Raw genomic sequence first — 21,160 nt, forward strand, 5'->3', positions numbered from 1 at the left:
GGTTGGATTGCCCCGTGGCGCGTCGGCCCGGTGCCTGCCGGTCCGCCGCCCGTGCCTGCTCACGGCCTGGGGGCCTGCACCGGAGGTGGCGACCACGATGGAGAACGAGGGCAAGCTCCGCGAGTACCTGCGCCGGGCGGTGGCCGAGCTGCAGGACGCGCGCGACCGGCTGCACGAGGTGGAGAGCGCGGCGTCGGCCCCCATCGCGGTCGTCGGCATGGCCTGCCGGTTCCCCGGCGGTGTCGCCACGCCGGACGACCTGTGGCGGCTGGTGTCCTCGGGCGGTGACGCCATCGGCGAGTTCCCGCGCGACCGCGGCTGGGACGTCGACGGCCTCTACGACCCCGAACCCGGACTGCCCGGCCGCTTCTACGCCCGCGCGGGCGGCTTCCTGCACGAGGCGGCGGGGTTCGACGCCGGGTTCTTCGGCATCTCGCCGCGCGAGGCGCTGGCGATGGACCCGCAGCAGCGCCTGCTGCTGGAGACCTCCTGGGAAGCCCTGGAGCGCGCGGGCATCGACCCGCAGGGCCTCAAGGGCAGCCCCACCGGGGTCTTCGCCGGGCTGATGGGGCACCGCGGCCAGCGCTACGGCCTGGGCGCGGACGAGCAGGGCGGCGAGGGCTTCGGCGTGACCGGCGGCGCGGCCAGCGTCGCGTCCGGGCGCGTGTCGTACGTGCTCGGCCTGGAGGGCCCGTCGATGACCGTCGACACGGCGTGCTCGTCGTCGCTGGTCGCCGTGCACCTCGCGGCGCGGGCGCTGCGCGCGGGCGAGTGCTCGCTGGCGCTGGCCGGCGGCGCGACCGTCATGCCGACGCCCGACACGTTCATCGAGTTCTCCCGCCAGCGCGGCCTGTCCGCCGACGGCCGCTGCAAGGCGTTCGCCGCCGCCGCCGACGGCACCGGCTGGTCCGAGGGCGCGGGCATGGTGGTCCTGGAGCGGCTGTCCGACGCGATCGCCAACGGGCACCCGGTGCTGGCCGTGGTGCGCGGGTCGGCGGTCAACTCCGACGGCGCGTCCAACGGCCTGACCGCGCCCAACGGCCCCTCGCAGCGCCGGGTGATCCGGCAGGCGCTCGCCGACGCGGGCCTGACCGCCGCCGACGTCGACCTGGTCGACGGGCACGGCACCGGCACCCGGCTGGGCGACCCGATCGAGGTGCAGGCGCTGCTGGCCACCTACGGGCAGGAGCGGCCCGAGGGGCGGCCGCTGTGGCTGGGCTCGCTGAAGTCCAACGTCGGCCACACGCAGGCGGCGGCGGGCGTCGGCGGCGTGATCAAGCTGGTGATGGCGCTGCGCGCGGGCCTGCTGCCCAAGACGCTGCACGTGGACGAGGCGACGCCCGCGGTGGACTGGTCCGCCGGCCGGGTGGAGCTGCTGACCGAGGCGCGGCCGTGGCCGGAGCTGGACCGCCCGCGCCGGGCGGCGGTGTCCGGGTTCGGCATCAGCGGCACCAACGCGCACGTGATCGTGGAGCAGGCGCCCGAGCTGCCCGCGCCCGAGGCCGAGCGGCCGGTGCCGGTGGTGCCCTGGGTGCTGTCCGCCAAGTCCGCGGCGTCGCTGCGCGGTCAGGCGGCGCGGTTGTCGGCGCACGTCGGGAGCGGTGCCGACGGGGTTGTCGGTCCGGATGGCGCTGCCGGCGCCGTCGGTTCTGGCGGCGCCGTCGGTGCTGTCGGTGCGGACGGTGCTGTCGGTGCGGACGGCGCGGGCAGCGGGTCGGACGTGGTGGCGGTGGGCCGGGCGCTGACCGGTCGGCCGGTGTTCGACCAGCGGGCCGTCGTCGTGGCACCCGACGCGCAGGGCCTGCGCGCCGGCGTGGCGGCGCTGGCCGAGGACGCCGACGCGCCCGGCGTGGTGCGCGGCGTCGCCCGCAACCCCGGCAAGACCGCGTTCGTGTTCCCCGGCCAGGGCGCGCAGTGGGTCGGCATGGCGGTCGAGCTGGTCGCCGCGTCGCCGGTGTTCGCCGAGTCGATGCGCGCCTGCGCCGACGCCCTCGCGCCGCACGTCGACTGGGACCTGTTCGCGGTGCTCGACGACGCCGAGGCGCTGGAGCGGGTGGACGTCGTCCAGCCCGCGCTGTTCTCGGTGATGGTGTCGCTGGCCGCGCTGTGGCGGGCGCACGGCGTCGAGCCGTCGGCGGTGGTCGGCCACTCGCAGGGCGAGATCGCCGCCGCCTGCGTGGCGGGCGTGCTGTCGTTGGACGACGCCGCGCGCGTGGTGGCGCTGCGCAGCAAGGCGATCCTCGCGCTGTCCGGCAAGGGCGGCATGATGTCGGTCGCCCTGCCGGTGGACGTGGTGACCGCGCGGCTCGCCGCGTACGGCGGGCTGTCCGTGGCCGCCGCCAACGGGCCCAACTCGGTCGTGGTGTCCGGCGACCCCGCCGAGCTGCGCGCGCTGCACGCCGCGTGCGAGGCCGACGGCGTGCGCGCCAAGATCCTGCCGGTCGACTACGCGTCCCACTCGGCGTCGGTCGAGCTGATCCGCGAGGAACTGCTCGCGGCGCTGGCGGACCTGCGGCCCCGGTCGGGCTCGGTGCCGCTGTTCTCCACCGTCGAGGAGCGCCTGCTCGACGGCGCGGAGCTGACCGCCGACTACTGGTACCGCAACCTGCGCCGCACCGTGCTGTTCCACTCGGCGATCACGGCGCTGGCCGAGCGGGGCCACCGGACGTTCGTCGAGCTGAGCCCCCACCCCGGCCTCACCACCACCATCGCCGACGCCCTGGGCGACGACGTCGTGGTGGTCGGCTCGCTGCGCCGCGACGACGGCGGCCCGAGCCGGTTCCAGGACTCGCTGGCGCGGGCCTGGGTGCAGGGCGTGGCGGTCGACTGGAGCGCCGTGTTCGGCGCGGGGCCGAGGGCCGACGTCCCGACCTACGCGTTCGACCGCGAGGACTACTGGCTCACCGAGACGCCCGCGCACGACGTGGGCGCGGTCGGCCTGGTCGACGCCGCGCACCCGCTGCTGGGCGCGGTCGTGTCGATCGCGGGGGCCGACGAGGTCGTGGTCGTCGGCCGGCTGTCCGCGCGCTCGCACGGCTGGCTGGCCGAGCACGTCGTCGGCGGCGTGTGCGCCGTGCCCGGCTCCGCCCTGGTGGAGCTGGCGGTCCGGGCGGGCGACGAGGTGGGCCGCGCGGGCGTCGAGCGGCTGACCGTGGAGGCGCCGCTCGTCGTGCCCGAGCGGGACGCCGTGCGCGTGCAGGTCGTGGTGCACGCCGACCGGACGTTCGCCGTGCACTCCCGGCCGGACGACGAGGACGCGAGCGTGGGCTGGACCCGGCACGCGACCGGCGTCCTCGCCGCGACCGCCACCGCGCCCGACCTCGACCCGGTGTGGCCGCCTCGGGACGCCGACCCGGTGCCCGTGGACGGCTTCTACGACGGGCTCGCCGACGCCGGGTACCGCTACGGGCCGCTGTTCCAGGGCGTCGAGGCGCTGTGGCGGCGGGGCGGCGAGCTGTTCGCCGAGGTGCGGCTGCCCGACTCGGCGTCCGACGGCTTCGAGCTGCACCCCGCCCTGCTCGACGCCGCGCTGCACCCGCTGCTCGGCGAGGGCCCCGTGCGGCAGGCGGTGGGGTGGACGGGCGTGGCGCTGCACGCGTCCGGCGCGCGGGCGCTGCGCGTGCGCCTGAGCCCGGAGGCGGGCGGGTACCGCCTGCGGGCGACCGACGAGACCGGCGGACCGGTCGTCGAGGCGACCGTCGAGCTGGGCGAGGTCGCCGTCGCGGAGACGCGGGCGGACTCGCTGTACGAGGTCGCGTGGACGCCGGTGGACGTAGCGCGGGCGACGCCCGCCGGGCGGTGGGCGCTGCTGCCCGGCGTCGGCGCGGGTGACGCCGTGGATGACGCTGTGGGTGCCTCGGTGGGCGACGCCGCCCGGAACGCCTCGGTGGGCGACGCCGTCGCCGCCGCCGTCCCGGTCGAGCGGGTCGCGGAGGTCTCCGCCGGCGCGGGCGTGCTGGTGCTCCCGGTCGAGCCGGCCGGCGGCGACGTGATCGGCTCGGTGCACCGGACCACGGCCGACGTGCTGGACGTGGTGCAGCGGGTCGTGTCCGCCGACGGCGTCCGCCTGGTCGCCGTGACGCGCGGCGCGATGGCCGTGACCGGCGACGAGTCCACCGACCTCGCGGGCGCCGCCGCCTGGGGCCTGCTGCGGTCCGCCCAGTCCGAGCACCCCGACCGGGTCTTCCTCGTCGACCTCGACGACGACCCCGCGTCCGCCGCGCTGCTGCCCGCCGTGGTCGACGCGGGCCACGCGCAGGCCGCCGTGCGCGGGGGAGCCGTGGCGGTGCCGCGCGTGGTCGCCGTGGCGGTGCCACGTGTGGGTACTGTGGCGGTGCCACGTGTGGACAGCGTGGCGGTGCCACGTGTGGGCACCGTGACCGCGACGCCGACGCCGGCCCGGTGGGACCCCGCCGGCACCGTGCTGATCACCGGCGGTACCGGCCTGCTGGGCGCGTTGTTCGCCCGCCACCTGGTCACCGCGCACGGCGTGCGCCACCTGCTGCTCACCAGCCGCCGAGGCGCGGCCGCGCCGGGCGCGGAGGAGCTGCGCGCGGACCTCGTCGCGGCCGGCGCCGAGGTCGAGATCGCCGCCTGCGACACCGCCGACCGCGCCGCCCTCGAACGCCTGCTGGCGGGCATCCCCGCCGAGCACCCGCTGAGCGGTGTCGTGCACACGGCGGGCGTCCTGGACGACGGTGTGGTGGCCGGGTTGACGCCCGAGCGGTTGGCAGCCGTGCTGCGGCCCAAGGTCGACGCGGCCTGGCACCTGCACGAGCTGGCCGGCGGTGTCGGCCCCTTCGTCCTGTTCTCCTCCTACGCGGGCACCATCGGCGGCGCGGGCCAGGCCAACTACGCCGCCGGCAACGTGTTCCTCGACGTGCTCGCCCACCACCGCCGCGCCCTGGGCCTGCCCGCCACCTCGCTCGGCTGGGGCCTGTGGTCCTCCGCCGAGGGCATGGCGGCCGGGCTGTCCGAGCAGCAGCACGCCCGGCTCGTCCAGGCCGGGCTCAAGCCGATCACCGCCGAGGACGGCGTCGGGCTGTTCGACCGCGCGCTGGCCGCCGACCGCGCCGCCGTGCTGCCGGTCAAGCTCGACACCGCCGTGCTGCGCGGCCAGGAGGTGCCGCAGGTCCTGCGCGCCCTGGTCACCCGCACCGCCCGCCGACGGGCGCGCACCGGCTCGGGCGGGCCGGGCTCGCTGGCCGAGCGGCTGTTCACCATGCCCGCGCGGGCCCGCCGCAAGCTCGTGGTCGACCTGGTGCGCGCGGAGGCCGCCGCCGTCCTGGGGCACACCGCGACCGACCGCATCGCCGAGGACCTGGCGTTCCGCTCGCTCGGGTTCGACTCGCTGACCGCCGTGGAGCTGCGCAACCGGCTCGCCGCGAGCACCGGGGTGCAGCTGCCGCAGGCCGTCGTGTTCGACTACCCGACCGCGTCCGCGCTGGCCGGGCATATCCTGGCCGAGCTGGTCGGCGAGGAGGGCGCGGCCGAGGAGGCGGGCCCGGTCGCGGCCGGGTCGGACGAGCCGATCGCGATCGTCGGCATGGCCTGCCGCTACCCCGGCGGGGTGGCCTCGCCCGCGCGGCTGTGGGAGCTGCTCGCCGCGGGCGGCGACGCCATCGGCGAGTTCCCCCGCGACCGGGGCTGGGACGTCGACGGGCTCTACGACCCCGAGCCGGGCAAGCCGGGCCGCTGCTACGCGCGCGGCGGTGGGTTCCTGTACGACGCGGCGGAGTTCGACGCGGGCTTCTTCGGGATCTCGCCGCGCGAGGCGTTGGCGATGGACCCGCAGCAGCGGCTGCTGCTGGAGACGTCCTGGGAGGCGCTGGAGGACGCCGGGGTCGACCCGAAGTCGTTGCGCGGCACCGACACCGGCGTGTTCGCGGGCCTGATCCTGATGGGCTACGGCGCCGGCGCGGACAGCGACGGCGACGGGTTCGGCCTGACCGGTGGCGCGGCGAGCGTCGCGTCCGGTCGCGTCGCCTACGCGCTCGGGCTGGAAGGCCCCGCGATGACGGTCGACACCGCGTGCTCGTCGTCGCTGGTGGCCATGCACCTGGCGGCGCAGGCGCTGCGCCGGGGCGAGTGCGGGCTCGCGCTGGCGGGCGGCGCGACCGTGATGGGCACCACCGGTCACTTCGTGGAGTTCTCGCGGCAGCGCGGACTCGCGCCGGACGGCCGCGCGAAGGCGTTCGCCGCCGCCGCCGACGGCACGAGCTGGGCCGAGGGCGCGGGTGTGCTGGTGCTGGAGCGGTTGTCGGACGCGTTGCGCAACGGGCACCGCGTTTTGGGCGTGGTGCGGGGTTCGGCGGTGAACTCCGACGGGGCGTCGAACGGGTTGACCGCGCCGAACGGGTTGTCGCAGCAGCGGGTGATCCGGCGTGCGCTGGCCGACGCGGGGCTGACGCCCGCCGAGGTCGACGTCGTGGAGGCGCACGGCACGGGCACGCGGTTGGGCGACCCGATCGAAGCCGAGGCGTTGCTGGCCACCTACGGCCAGGACCGCGATGAGCCGCTGTGGTTGGGCTCGTTGAAGTCGAACATCGGGCACACGCAGGCCGCCGCCGGCGTGGGCGGTGTCATCAAGCTGTTGCTGGGCATGAAGCACGGCGTGATGCCGAAGACCCTGCACGTGGACGAACCGAACCCGGTGGTCGGCTGGTCGTCCGGCGCGGTGGAGCTGCTGACGTCGCCGCGCCCGTGGCCGGCCGGTGATCGGCCGAGGCGCGGTGCGGTGTCGTCGTTCGGGATCAGCGGCACCAACGCGCACCTGATCGTGGAGGAGCCGCCCGCGCCACCGGCCGCCGAGCCGGTCGGGACGCGCCTGCCGGTGCTGCCGCTGGTGGTCTCCGCGCGCACGCCGCAGGCGCTGCGCGACCTGGCCGCCCGCCTGCTGCCGGTGGCCGAGCAGGCGTCACCGCTGGAGCTGGCGTGGGCGCAGGCGAGCGGGCGGTCGGTGTTCGAGCACCGCGCCGTCGTGCTCGGTGCGGACCGGGACGGGTTGGTGTCCGGGTTGCGTGGGGTGGCTGCTGGTGCGGGTGCCGGTGTGGCGCGGGGTGGCCGGGTGGGTTTCCTGTTCACCGGTCAGGGCGCACAACGCCCCGGTATGGGTCGGGAACTCTATGAAGTGTTTCCGGTGTTCGCCTCGGCGTTCGACGAGGTGTGTGCCGGGTTCGAGGGCCTGCTTCCGGGGTCGTTGAGGGATGTCGTTTTCGATGGTGTGGCTGATCTTGATGAGACGGGGTGGACGCAGCCTGGGTTGTTCGCGTTCGAGGTGGCGTTGTTCCGTCTGGTCTCGTCGTGGGGTGTTGTTCCGGATGTCGTGACGGGGCATTCGATCGGTGAGGTCGCCGCGGCGTATGTGGCGGGGGTGTTCTCGCTCGCTGACGCGTGCAGGTTGGTGGCGGCGCGGGGTCGGTTGATGCAGGGGTTGCCGTCGGGCGGGGCGATGGTGGCGATCCGGGCGTCCGAGGCGGAGGTGTTGGAGGCGCTGGCCGGGTATGAGTCGCAGGTGGGTGTGGCGGCGGTGAATGGCCCGGTGTCGGTGGTGGTGTCGGGTGTGGAGGATGCGGTCGAGCGGGTGGCGGCGGTGTTCGTCGGGCGGGGTCGTAAGACGAGTCGGTTGTCGGTCAGTCATGCGTTCCATTCGCCGTTGATGGACCCGATGCTGGCCGAGTTCGCCGAGGTGTTGGGCGGTGTGACGTTCTCCGAGCCGGTGATCGCGATGGCGGCACCGGCGGAGCAGGTGTGTTCGGTCGATTATTGGGTGCAGCATGTGCGTCGACCCGTCCGGTTCGCCGACCATGTCACGACTCTGCATGCGGCGGGGGTGTCGCAGTTCGTGGAGGTCGGGCCGGACGCGGTGCTGACCACGTTGGCTTCCGACGTGCTCGACGACGTGGTGTTCACCGCGTTGCAGCACCGCGACAAACCCCAGACACAAGCCCTGCTCGCCGGTCTGTCCACTGTGGATGGAGTTGACTGGGAAGCGGTGCTGCGGCAGTCGTTCACCGCCGATGGCACGCCCGCGCGAATCGACCTGCCCACGTATCCCTTCCAGCGCAAGCACTACTGGCTCACGCCGGGGTCGGCGGACGTGGCCTCCGCCGGGCTGGCGCGGGTCGGGCACCCGATGCTGGACGCCGTGGTCGCCGTGGCGGGCGCGGAGGACGTGGTGTTCACGAGCCGCCTGTCCCGGCGCAGCCACCCGTGGCTGGCGGACCACGAGCTGGGCGGCCGGGTCCTGGTGCCCGGCACCGCCCTGATCGACATGGTCGGGCACGCCGGTGACGAGGTCGGCTTCCCGAGCATCGAGGAACTCGTCGTCGCCGCACCGCTGCTCATCCCCGCCGGCGCGGACGTGACCACCCAGGTGGTGCTGGGCCCGCCGAAGGCGGGGCAGCGCGGGTTCGGCGTGTACTCGCGACCGGACGAGGCGCACGACTGGGTGTGCCACGCCACCGGCACCCTGGGCGTCGCCTCGCCCGAACCGGCCTTCGACTTCACCCAGTGGCCGCCGGCGGGCGCGGAGCCGGTGCCCGACGTGGACGGCCTCTACGACCGGATGGCCGCCGCCGGCTACGCGTTCGGCCCGCTGTTCCAGGGGATGCGGGCGCTGTGGCGGCGCGGCGACGAGTACTTCGCCGACGTCCGGCTGCCCGAGCACGCGCACGCCGACGCCGAGCGCTACGGCGTGCACCCCGGCCTGCTCGACGCCGCGTTGCACCCGCAGATCGTGGCGGCGATGACCGCGCAGGGCGAGCGGTTCCGGTTGCTGCTGCCGTTCGTGTGGAGCGGCATCAGCCGGTACGCGGCGGGCGCGACGGCGCTGCGCGCGCGGGTCGTCGCGGACGGCGGCAACTCCTGCTCGCTCCAGGTCGCGGACGCGACCGGCCGGCCGGTCGCCGAGGTGCGCTCGCTGACCGCCCGGCAGGGCGAGGTGGAGCCGGCCCGCACCGGGCCGTCCGACGCGCTGTTCGTGGTCGACTGGGTGGCGGCCGAGCCGGGCACCGCCACGGGCGCGTACACCTTCGTCGGCGTCGACAGCGCGGTGGAGCGCGCGCTGCTGGCCTCGGACGACGGCGAGACGCTGCTGGCCGTCCTGTCCGGGCGGTCCGGCGACCTGGTCGCCGCCGTGCACGAGACCACCGCCCGCGCGCTCGACCTGGTGCGCGGCGCGGCCGGCGGCAAGCTCGTCGTCATCACCCGAGGCGCGGTGAGCACCACCGCCGACGAGCCGGTCCGCGACCTGCCCGCCGCCGCCGCGTGGGGCCTGCTGCGCGCCGCGCAGGCCGAGCACCCCGACCGGATCGTGCTGGCCGACCTCGACGACGACCCGGCGACGCTCGCCGTGCTGGGCGCGGCGCTGGCCTCCGGCGAGCCGCAGCTCGCGGTGCGCGCCGGGCGGATGACCGTGCCGCGCATGGCGCCTGCCCGGCCGGCGGGCGCCGCGCCGGACCTCGACGGCACCGTGCTGGTGACCGGCGGCACGGGCGCGCTGGGCGCGGTGTTCGCGCGGCACCTGGTCACCCGCCACGGCGTGCGCGACCTGGTGCTGACCAGCCGGCGCGGCCCGCACGCGCCCGGCGCGGACCGGTTGCGGGAGGAGCTGGCCGGGCTCGGCGCGCGCGTCGACGTGGTCGCGTGCGACGTCGCCGACCGCGACCAGGTGGCCGCGGTGCTGGCCGCGATACCGGGCGACCGGCCGCTCCGGGGCGTCGTGCACTGCGCGGGCGTCCTCGACGACGGCGTCGTGGAGTCGCTGACGCCCGAGCGCCTGGCCGCCGTGCTGCGCCCCAAGGTGGACGCGGGCTGGCACCTGCACGAGCTGACCCGCGACCTGGACCTGCGGCTGTTCGCGCTGTTCTCGTCCGTGGCGGGCACGATGGGCAACCGGGGCCAGGCCGCGTACGCCGCGGGCAACACGTTCCTCGACGCGCTGGCGCAGGCCCGCCGCGACCAGGGGCTGCCCGCCGTGTCGCTGGGCTGGGGCCTGTGGGCGTCCTCGGGCGGCATGGAGACCACGCTGACCGACGTCGAGCTGGACCACCTGAGCCGGCTCGGCCTGGTGCGCATGACGGAGGAGGAGGGCGCGGCGCTGTTCGACCGCGCGCTCGGCGTGGAGCGGGCGCTGGTGCTGCCCGTCCGCCTCGACCTGCCGGCGCTGCGGGCCGGCTCGGACCCGGTCCCGACCGTGCTGCGCGGCATGGTCGCCCGGAGGGTCCGGCGGGCGGCGAAGACCGCCGACGCGGGCACGTTCGCCCAGCGCCTGGCCGCGCTGCCCGAGGACGCGCGGCTCGACGCCGTCGTGGAGCTGGTGCGGACCGAGGCGACGGCCGTGCTCGGCCACGCCGCCGGCGAGCCCGCCGCGCCGGACGTGGCGTTCCGCTCGCTCGGGTTCGACTCGCTGACCGCCGTGGAGCTGCGCAACCGGCTCACCGCCGGCACCGGGGTGAAGCTGTCCGCGAGCGTGGTGTTCGACTACCCGACCGCGCAGGCCCTCGGCGCGCACCTGTTCGGCGAGCTGTCCGGCGTGTCCGCGCCGGTGGTCGCGCCGCCGGCGGTCACCACCCGGCCGGTCGACGAGCCGATCGCGATCGTCGGCATGGCCTGCCGGTTCCCCGGCGGCGCGAACTCGCCCGAGGCGCTGTGGGACCTCGTCGCGGCCGGTGTCGACGCCACCGGACCGATGCCCGAGGACCGGGGCTGGGACGTCGAGGGGCTCTACGACCCCGACCCGGACGCGCCCGGCACGTTCTACACGCGGGAAGGCGGGTTCCTGTACGACGCGGCGGAGTTCGACGCGGGCTTCTTCGGGATCTCGCCGCGCGAGGCGTTGGCGATGGACCCGCAGCAGCGGCTGCTGCTGGAGACGTCGTGGGAGGCGCTGGAACGCGCGGGCATCGACCCGACCTCGTTGCGCGGCAGCGCGACCGGCGTCTACGCCGGGCTCACCGCCCAGCCGTACGGGGTGGGCGACAACGCGGTCGAGGACGGCGCGGAGGGCTACCTGCTGACCGGGCACGCGTCGGCGGTCGGCTCCGGCCGGATCTCCTACGCGCTCGGCCTGGAGGGCCCGACCATGACGGTGGACACGGCGTGCTCGTCCGCGCTGGTCGCCGTGCACCTGGCGGCCGGCGCGCTGCGGTCCGGCGAGTGCACGCTGGCGATGGCCAGTGGTGTCACCGTGATGCCCAAGCCGCTGATGTTCGTGGAGTTCTCGCGCCAGCGCGGCCTGGCGGCCGACGGCCGGGCGAAGGCGTTCGCCGAGGGGGCCGACGGCACCGCGTGGGCCGAGGGCGTGGGCGTGCTGGTGCTGGAACGGCTGTCCGACGCGCGGCGCAACGGTCACCGCGTGCTCGCCGTGGTGCGGGGGTCGGCGGTCAACTCCGACGGCGCGTCCAACGGCCTGTCCGCGCCCAACGGCCCGGCGCAGCGGCGCGTGATGCGGCAGGCGCTGGCCAACGCGGGCCTCGCGCCGTCCGACGTGGACCTGCTGGAGGCGCACGGCACCGGCACCCGGCTCGGCGACCCGATCGAGGCGCAGGCCCTGCTGGACACCTACGGCCAGGACCGCGTCGAGCCGCTGTGGCTGGGCTCGCTGAAGTCGAACTTCGGGCACGCCCAGCACGCGGCCGGCGTCGGCGGGATCATCAAGGCGGTCATGGCGCTGCGGCACCGCACCATGCCGAAGACGCTGCACGTCGACCGGCCGACGACCCGCGTCGACTGGTCCGACGGCGCGGTGGAGCTGCTCACCGAGGCGCGGCCGTGGCCGGAGCACGGGCGGCCGGGCCGGGCCGCCGTGTCGTCGTTCGGCGTGAGCGGCACCAACGCGCACGTGATCCTGGAGGAGGCGCCGCCCGCGCCGCCGTCCCACCCGGCCAAGGGGCTGCCCGCCGTGCCGCTCGTGCTGTCGGCCAAGTCCGCCGAGGCGCTGCGCGCCCGGATCGCCGACCTGCTGGAGTTCGTGGAGCGCCCGGACGCGCCCGCGCTGTTGGACACCGGCTACGCGCTGGCCACCACGCGGGCGGTGTTCGCGCACCGCGCCGTGGTGGTCGCGGCCGACGTCGCGGAGGCGGCGCGCGCCCTGCGGGAGCCCGCCGTGGCCGCGGCCGAGCCCTGCCGGTCGGCGCTCGTGCTGCCCGCCGCGCCCGTCCCGGCCGGTCCGGAGCTGCGGGCGGCGTTCCCGGTGTACGCCGCGGCGCACGACGAGGCCGTCGCGCTGTTCCCCGAGCCGGACGACGCGGCGCTGGCGTTCGCGTCGGCCGTGGCGCTGCACCGGCTCCTGGAGTCCTGGGGCGTGCGGTTCGACCACCTGTCGGGCGTCGGCGCGGGCTTGGTGGCCGCCGCGCACGTCGCGGGCGCGCTCGACCTCGACGCCGCCCGCGCGCTGGTCGCCGGCGAGGACACCCCGGTGAGCCTCGCGCCGACCACCACGTCGGTGCTGTCGCCGCGCACCGGCCTGGCCGTCACGGAGGACGACCTGCGCCCGGCGGCGGTCGACGACCTCGCCCGGTTGCGCGAGCAGGGCGTGACGCGGGTCGTCGCGGCCGACGCCCTGCCGGACGCGCGGGCGCTGCTGGCCGCCGTGGGCGCGCTGTTCACCGCCGGGGCCACCGTCCGCTGGGCGGAGGTGTTCGCGGGTTCCGGCGCGCGGTGGACCGACGTGCCGACCTACCCGTTCCAACGCGAGTCGTACTGGCTGCACGGCGCGCCCTCGCGGGACGCCGACAGCCTGGGGCTCACCTCCGCCGGGCACCCGCTGCTCGGCGCGGCGCTGGCCGTCGCCGGCTCCGACGAGCTGGTGTTCGCGGGCAGGCTGTCCGTGCGGACCCACCCGTGGCTGGCCGACCACACCGCCTCCGGCGCGGTCGTGCTGCCCGGCACGGCGCTGGTGGACCTGGTGATCCGCGCGGGCGACGAGGCAGGCTGCCCGGTGCTGGCCGCGCTGACCGCCGACGCGCCGCTCGTGCTGCCCGCGCGCGGCGGCGTCCGGGTCCAGGTCGTCGTGGGCGCGCGGGACGAGGCAGGCCGCCGACCCGTGTCCGTGCACGCCCAGCCCGACGGCGGCACGTGGACCCGGCACGCGACCGGTGTGCTCAGCCCGTTCGAGACCGAACCGGGCCCGTCGCCGGACACGTGGCCGCCGTCGGGCGGCCGGGCCGTGGCGCTGGACGGCGTGTACGCCGACCTCGCCGACGCGGGCCAGGGCCGGGGTCCCGCGTTCCAGGGCCTGGAGGCGGTGTGGCGGCGGGGCGACGAGCTGTTCGCCGAGGTGCGGCTGCCCGAGCGGGCGGCGGCCGACGCGGGCCGGTACGGGCTGCACCCGGCGCTGTTCGAGGCCGCGCTCCAGCCGCTGCTGCTCGACCGGCCTGGGCAGCCGGTGGCGTGGGCCGACGTGCGGCTGCACGCGTCCGGCGCGACCGCGCTGCGGGTGCGCCTGACCCCGACCGCGGACGGCCACCGGCTGGAGGCGTTCGACGAGGCGGGCAAGCCGGTCCTGGAGGTGGGCTCGGTGACCTTCGGCGAGGTCGCGGTGCGCGCGCCGGCCGAGCGCGGCCTGCCGCTGTACGAGCTGCGCTGGACGCCCGCGGCGCTGCCCGGCGCGGAGCCGTCCGGCGGTCTCGCCCTGCTCGGCGACGAGGACAGCGCGCTCGACGAGGTCGCGCCGCTGCGGCTCGCCGACGTGGAGGACGCGGCGACCACGTTCCTGCCCTGGGACGCGCTGCTGGCGGAGGTGCGGCCGGTCGGGGGCGACCAGGCCGCCGCCGCGCGCGACGCCGTCGCCCGCGTGCTGGCGCTGACCCTGGACTGGCTCGGCCGTGCCGACCTGCCCGACCAGCGGCTCGTCGTCGTGACGCGCGGCGCGGTGGTGGTGCGGCCGGACGGGACCGACCCGGTGGACGCCGACCCGGCGGGCGCGGCGGTGTGGGGCCTGCTGCGCTCGGCGCAGGCGGAGAACCCCGGCCGGATCGCGCTGGTCGACCTGGACGCCGACCCGGCCTCCGCCGCCGCGCTGCCCGCCGTCGTCGAGTCCGGCGAGCCGCAGTCGGCGATCCGCGCCGGCCGCCCGTTCACCCCGCGCCTCGTGCCCACCGCGCCCGGCGGCCTGCCCGAGTGGCGCGGACCGGTCCTGGTCACCGGCGCGGACGAGCCGCTGGGCGCGCTCGCGGCGCGGCACCTGGTCACCGCGCGCGGCGTCACGGACGTGGTGCTCACCGGCGCGCGGGAACCGGTGGCGCTGCGGGAGGAGCTGGCCGCGCAGGGCGCGGCGGTCACGGCCGTCGCCTGCGACCTCGCCGACCGGGCCGCCGTGGCGGACCTGCTGGCCGACCGCGCCGTGGCGTCGGTCGTGCACACCGCGGGCGTGCTGGACGACGGCGTGTTCACCGGGCTCACCGCCGAGCGGGTGACCGCCGTGCTCGCGGCCAAGGCGGACGCCGCGTGGCACCTGCACGAGCTGGCGGGCGACGTGGACCGGTTCGTGCTGTTCTCCTCGGCCGTCGGCCTGCTCGGCAGCCAGGGGCAGGCGAACTTCGCCGCCGCCAACACCTTCCTCGACGCCCTCGCCCAGCGCAGGCGCGCCGCCGGCCTGCCCGCGGTGTCGGTGGCCTGGGGCCGGTTCACCGGCGCGGCGTCGGGCGGGCTGCGGCCGATCGGGGAGGAGGAGGCGGCGGAGCTGTTCGACGCCGCCGTCGACGCGGGACCGGCGCTCGTCGTGGCCGCCCCGCTCGACCTGCCGGGCCTGCGCGGCGACACCGTGCCGGTGGTGCTGCGCGACCTGGCGCCGCGATCGGTTCGGCGCGCGGTGGACGTCGCCGCGCCCGCCGCGGCGTTCGCGGGCATGACCAAGGCGGAGGCCGACCGGGCGCTGCGCGACCTCGTCCTCGGCGAGGCCGCCGCGGTGCTGGGCCACGCCTCGGCCGACGACGTGCCGCTGGACGTGTCGTTCAAGGACTCCGGGTTCGACTCGCTGTCCGCGGTGCGCCTGCGCAACCGGCTGACCGAGCGCACCGGGCTCACCCTGCCCACCACGCTGGTGTTCGACTACGCCGCGCCCGCCGCCCTGATCGACCACCTGGCCGAGCTGCTCGGCGTCGGCGGCACCAGCGCGCAGTCGGCGCTCGCCGAGCTGGACCGCCTGGAGGCGACCCTGATGGCCGCGCCGGTCGACCGGACCGACGCGCACGCCGAGATCACGGCCCGGCTCAACGCCATCCTGGCCCGCTGGGCCGCGACCCGACCGGAGGCCGCGCACGCCGCCGGCGCCGACGACGTGGCCGCCGCCATCGAGGCGGCCACCGAGGACGAGGTCTTCGACTTCATCGACCGCGAGTTCGGCCGTTCGCTCGGCTGACGCCGCCGAGACCCGAGCCGACCGACCCCGAACCCGAGAGGAACACCCGTGACCGCACCGATCAGCTACGCCGAGGCATTCCTGACCGGCGTCCTCAGCGGCTTCGGCATGGACGTCGACTACGTCCGCGCGGAGAAGGACACGCTGTACCACCTCGACGACAGCGGGGCCGAGGCGCCGGTGCTCGACCTGGTCGGCGGCTGGGGCTCGACGCTGCTCGGCCACAACAACCGGGAGATCGTCGCCCACGCCAAGGCGCTGCTGGACGCCGACGCGCCGATCCACGCGCAGTTCTCCCTGCACCCCGTCGCGGACCGGGTCGGCGCGCGGCTCAACGAGATCCTGCGCCGCGAGTTCCCGGGGGCCGAGCCGTACTCGATCATCTTCGCCAACAGCGGCGCGGAGGCGGTGGAGGCCGCGGCCAAGCACGGCGAGATGGCCCGCGCGCTGCGGGCGCGGGAACTGCTCGACCGCATCGCGTGGCACGCCGACGTCGCCGCGCGGGCCGTCCGCGCGGGCACGGCCACGCCGGGACCGCTGCCGGGCGGCGGCACGCCCGCGTCGATCGAGGAGCTGCTGGGCGCGGTCGCCGAGCACAACGCCGAGCGGGCCGCCCGCCGCCCGGTGTTCTTCGCGCTGGAGCGGGCCTTCCACGGCAAGCTGATCGGCAGTACCCAGTTCACCTACAACCCCGCGTTCCGCGACCCGTTCGCCGTGCTGGGGCTGCCCGCGCGGTTCGTGCCGCCGAACGACACCGCCGCGCTGGAGAAGGCGTTCGACGAGGAGCGGACCGCGGTCCTCGACGTCGAGGTGGTCGACGGCGTGGTCACCCTGGTGGAGCGCGACTTCCCGGTGTTCGCCGGGTTCCTGGTGGAGCCGATCCAGGGCGAGGGCGGCATCCACGAGCTGACCGCCGAGTTCGCCGCGCGGCTGCGCCAGGTGTGCGACGAGGCCGCGTGCCCGGTGGTCGTGGACGAGATCCAGACCGGCATGGGCCGCACCGGCGCGTTCTTCGCGAGCAAGCACATCGGCCTGCTCGGCGACTACTACCTGCTGGGCAAGTCGCTGGGCGGCGGCGTCGGCAAGGCGTCGGCGCTGCTGGTGCGGCAGTCGCTGTACCGCGCGGAGTTCGAGCTGGTGCACAGCTCGACGTTCGCCAAGGACGGCTTCAGCACGGCGATCACGCTCAAGGCGCTGGAGCTGCTGGAGGCCGACGGCGGGGCGGTCTACGCGAGGGCCGCCGAGCGCGGCGCGGCGATCACGGGCGCGCTGCGCGAGCTGGCCGCCGAGTACCCGGACGTCATCGTCGACATCCGGGGCCGCGGCCTGATGATCGGCGTCGAGTTCGCCGACCAGTCCCGGTCGGCGTCGGCGATCATCCGCGAGAAGAACGCGAGCGGCCTGCTGAGCTTCGTGCTCGGCGGCTACCTCCAGCTGGCCCACGCCATCCGCACCGGCCCCACCGCCAGCGCGCCGAACATGCTGCGCATCGAACCGTCGGTGTACCTCGACGACGCGGAGATCGACCAGCTCCGCACCGGTTTCCGGGCCCTGTGCGAGATCCTGCGCAACCAGGACGGCGGCGCGCTGGTGCACCCGCTGACCTGGCCGGGCACGGCCAAGGCGCCCGCGATCACCGACCACCGCGGCGACGCGCCCGCGCCGACCGCGCCCGCCGGCCGGGCGCAGCGCAAGGTGGGCTACGTCAGCTACCTGCCCACCGTCGAGGCGCTGCGCGAGCTGGACCCGACGCTGGCCAAGCTGGACGACGACCGGCTGCGCGGCTACGTCAAGCGCGTCGAGCTGCTCAAGGACCTGCTGCCCCTGGAGCCCGTGCGGGTCGAGTCGCCCGGCGGCGAGTCGGTCGACCTGGTGGCGTACCCGTTGATGCTGACGGGGGAGCAGCTGGCGGGGTACCGGCGGGCGGGGCTCGACGCGGTCGTCGTCGGCGACGTGGAGCGCCGGGTGCGCGCGGCCAAGGCCGACGGTTGCGAGTTCGTCGGCCTGGCGCGGGGCCTCGGCGCGGCCACCGCGCACGGCGGGGCGCTGCGGGTACCGGGCGTCACCGTGAGCACCGGCCACGCGCTGGCCGCGTACTCGGCGCTGGTGGCGCTGGAATCGGCTGCGGTGCAACAGTTCGGCGGCACCGAGGAGCTGGCGATGGCGATCGTCGGCGGTGGCGGACGGGTCGGCGCGGCGGCGGCGGAGCTGGCCGCGCCGCATGTCCGGAAGATCACACTGGTCGGGTCCGGCGGTCCGGGCGCGGACGCGCGGCTGCGCGAGGCGGCGCGGCGGGTCTACCAGATCGCCTGGGAAATCATCGCGGGCGGCGGCGAACGCGCCGGAATCGTGGCCGCGCTGGCGGCGGAACCGCTGATCGTCAGGTGGCTCGACGAGGGCCGGGCGGCGCACGCGCCGAGCGGTGAGGCGATCGCGGAGTGGCTGACGCGGACCTACGACGTCAACCCGTTCGTCGACACCACGATCGACCTTTCGGCGGTACAGGACGCGCAGCTCGTACTGTCCGTGACCCCGACGGGGTCGCAAGTCCTCAGTGGACAGTCCATCCGGGGTAACGCGATCGTCTGCGACCTGGCGAATCCGTATACAGGCGACGGAAGTGCACGCTACGTGCGGGGTGGAGCACTGCGCGCACCCGGTGCTGCTAGCCTGCCTCCCGGCGCACGAAGCACTTCCGGAGACGGAGAGATGTCCGCCTGCGCGGCGGAAGTGGTCGTCCGGGGATTCGCGGGTCCGGGCGCCGACCTCGCGGCCGGCAGGCTCACCGGAAGCCAGGACCGCGCGATCGCGGAACTGGCCAAGGAGCACGGCTTCCGGCCGATCACCACCTGATCCTGTCCACACCGCCTCACCGGCCTGACACGGGGGCAGCACCATGTCGCAGCCACACACCGACGTCGACTCGCCTATCGACGATCCGCACCACGCCAAGCGGTGGTGGATTCTCGGGGTGATCGGCGTCGCCCAGCTGATGATCTTCCTCGACACCACCATCGTCAACATCGCCCTGCCCTCGGCCCAGACCGACCTCGGCTTCAGCGACGAGAGCAGGCAGTGGGTGGTCACGGCCTACGCGCTGGCGTTCGGCAGCCTGCTCCTGCTGGGGGGCCGCCTGGTCGACATGATCGGGGCCAAGCGGGCGTTGATGATCGGGATCGTCGGGTTCGGCGTCACCTCGGTCGTCGGCGGCGCCGCGGTGGACTTCGGGATGCTCGTGGCCGCCCGCGCCGGTCAGGGCGTGTTCGCCGCCCTGACCGCGCCGGCCGCGCTGTCGTTCCTGCTCACCGTGTTCTCCGACCCCAAGGAGCGGGTCAAGGCGTTCGGCATCTACGGCGCGCTGGGCTCCGGCGGCCTGGCGCTGGGCCTGATCCTGGGCGGCGCGCTCACCGGCTGGCTGGACTGGCGCTGGTGCATGTACGTCAACGTGGTCTTCGCGCTCGCGGTGTTCGTCGGCGCGGCGCTGACCATGCGCAACCAGCAGGCCGCCGACCGGCCGGACAAGCTCGACATCCCCGGCACGATCACCGCGTCGGTCGGCCTGTTCTGCCTGGCGTTCGGCCTGTCCAACGCCGCGTCCGGCTCGTGGGGCGGCCCCGACGTGTGGGGCTTCCTGGTCGCCGGCGTGGTGCTGATCGGCGTGTTCGTGGCGGTGGAGATGCGCACCGCGAACCCGCTGATGCCGGTGCGCATCCTGCTCGACCGCAACCGCGGCAGCTCGTACCTGGCGATGTTCCTGCTGGGCATCGGGCTGTTCGTCACGCTGCTGTTCCTCACCTACTTCCTCCAGCAGAACCTGGGTTTCAGCCCGATCGAGAGCGGCGCGGCGTTCCTGCCGATGGTCGGCGCGATCGTCGTCGGCGCGACCGTCGCGCCGCCGCTGCTGACGCCCCGGTTCGGCCCGAACGTGCTGATCCCGCTCGGCCTGCTGGCCGCGGCGGCGGGCTCGATCTGGCTGGCCCGGCTCGACACCACCAGCAGCTACGCCGGCGGCGTGCTCGGCCCGGCGATCGTGGCCGGCTTCGGGTTCGGCCTGGTGGTCTCGCTGGGCAGCGCGGTCGCCACCGTCGGCGTGCAGCCGCAGGACGCGGGCGCGGCCTCGGCCCTGGTCAACACCGTGCAGCAGGTGGGCGGCTCGATCGGCACCGCGCTGCTGAGCACGCTCGCGGTCTCGGCCGCGACGGCGTTCGTCGCGGGTCGCGAGCCCACGCCGGAACTCGCGGCGGAGGCGGCGGTGCGCAGCTACACGACGGCGTTCTTCTGGAGCGCCGTCGTGTTCATCGCGGGCGCGCTCATCTGCGGCGTGCTCTACGAGCGCCGCAAGGTGGCGCAGCCCGCGCCGGAAGCGGGCCCGGCCGCCGGGATCTGACGCCGACCCCACCTCCTCCTCCGGTGCCCGGCCACCGCTTGGTTCTCCGAACCGAGCAGGTGGCCGGGCACTGGTCTGGCAGCGCAAGACCGCCCGGCGGTCGGCTTGGTTTGCTGTGCGCGCGACAGGCTCCCGCGAGCCTCCGCACGACCGGAGGAGGATTTGTGACAGCTGCATCTACCGCGGTGAGGTCGCCCGAGCCGGCCGGTGACCGGCCGAGCCTGCCGGAGCTGGTGGAGCGGGCTCGGGCGCTGCAACCGATCCTGCGCGACAACGCCGCGCGGACCGAGGCCGACCGCGGGGTGGCGCCCGAGGTCGCCAAGGCGCTGCGCGACTCGGGCATGTTCCGGCTCACCACGCCCGCCAGGTACGGCGGCTACGAGCTGTCCATCCGCGAGGTGATGACCGTCCTGCGCGAGGTGGGCAGGGGCTGCGCCTCCACCGGCTGGACGCTCTCCATCGACACCGCGTCCACGCTGTTCGCCTACGGGCTGCCGGAAACCGCGCTCGCCGACGTCTTCGCCGACACGCCCGACGCCTTCGTGCTCTCGACGTCGAACCTCAACGACTCCAGGGCCAGGCGCGTCGACGGCGGGTACGTCGTCTCCGGGCGCTTCCCGTGGAGCTCGGGCTGCGAGATCACCGACTGGGCCTACATCGGCGTCGTGCCGCTGCACGTGGACGGCGCGCCGACGACCGACCTGGTCACGTCGGTCATCCCGATGAGCGACCTGACCATCGAGCGCACGTGGGACTGCGCGGGCCTCGCCGGGTCCGGCACGCACACCGTCATCGCGGACGAGGTGTTCGTCCCCGAGCGGCGGACGCTGCTGGTGAACTTCACCCCGGAGGCGCTGCCGGACGAGGACGAGCGCAACACCGCCATCATCGCGGGCAGCGCCCAGTCGCTGGCCGGCATGGTCGGCTCCGCCGAGGGCGCGCTGGAGGTCGTCAGCGGCCTCCTGGCGAAGAAGCCGAAGATCACGTTCACCACGCTGGACTCGATGGTGGACTCGTCGGCCATCCGCATCTGGTTCGCCGAGGCCACCCACCTGATCGAGACCGCCGTGCTGCACATGGAGCACGCCGCGTCCGCCCTCGACGGCGTGGCGCCCGCCGACCCGGTGCCGTGGGTGGAGCGCGCCCGGATCCGGATGCACCTCACCTCCGCGCAGCAGAAGGCCCGCGAGGGCATCGAGAAGCTGCTGGACGTCGTCGGCGGTCGCGCGTTCGCCCGGTCCAACCCGCTCCAGCGCTACTGGCGCGACCTCGCCGTCATCGGCAGGCACAACAGTTTGAACGCGCCGGTGGTGGTGGAGGACTACAGCCGGGCGCTGCTGGCGGTCCGACCCACCATCACGGTCATCCACTGACCGGACTCCGCAGACCCGGCCCCTTGCGGCCCAGCACGG

The 21,160-nt window shown here is 75.6% G+C and carries 4 protein-coding genes; all 4 read left to right on the plus strand.

The features are described from left to right. Positions 1–97: 97 nt before the first annotated feature. The 4 genes from C8E97_RS35945 (at position 98) to C8E97_RS34450 (ending at position 21,121) form a co-directional block, all read left to right on the plus strand. Positions 98–15,361 carry a type I polyketide synthase gene (locus C8E97_RS35945; protein WP_281275351.1) on the plus strand — a complete coding sequence of 5,088 codons (15,264 nt, stop codon included), beginning with the start codon at positions 98–100 and terminating at the stop codon, positions 15,359–15,361. Positions 15,362–15,409: 48 nt separating this feature from the next. Further along, positions 15,410–18,214: an aminotransferase class III-fold pyridoxal phosphate-dependent enzyme gene (locus C8E97_RS12125; RefSeq protein WP_246018825.1), complete on the plus strand. Its 2,805-nt coding sequence runs from the start codon at positions 15,410–15,412 to the stop codon at positions 18,212–18,214. Between the two features lie 43 nt (positions 18,215–18,257). Beyond that, positions 18,258–19,748 (plus strand): MFS transporter, encoded by a 1,491-nt coding sequence (locus tag C8E97_RS12130; RefSeq protein WP_121004698.1) that lies wholly within the window; start codon positions 18,258–18,260, stop codon positions 19,746–19,748. A 164-nt stretch (positions 19,749–19,912) separates the two neighbouring features. Continuing rightward, positions 19,913–21,121, plus strand: coding sequence for an acyl-CoA dehydrogenase family protein (locus C8E97_RS34450; RefSeq protein ID WP_170211778.1), 1,209 nt, complete (start codon positions 19,913–19,915; stop codon positions 21,119–21,121). Positions 21,122–21,160 lie beyond the last annotated feature (39 nt).

This window comes from Saccharothrix australiensis, assembly GCF_003634935.1.
Classification (GTDB): Bacteria; Actinomycetota; Actinomycetes; order Mycobacteriales; family Pseudonocardiaceae; genus Actinosynnema; species Actinosynnema australiense.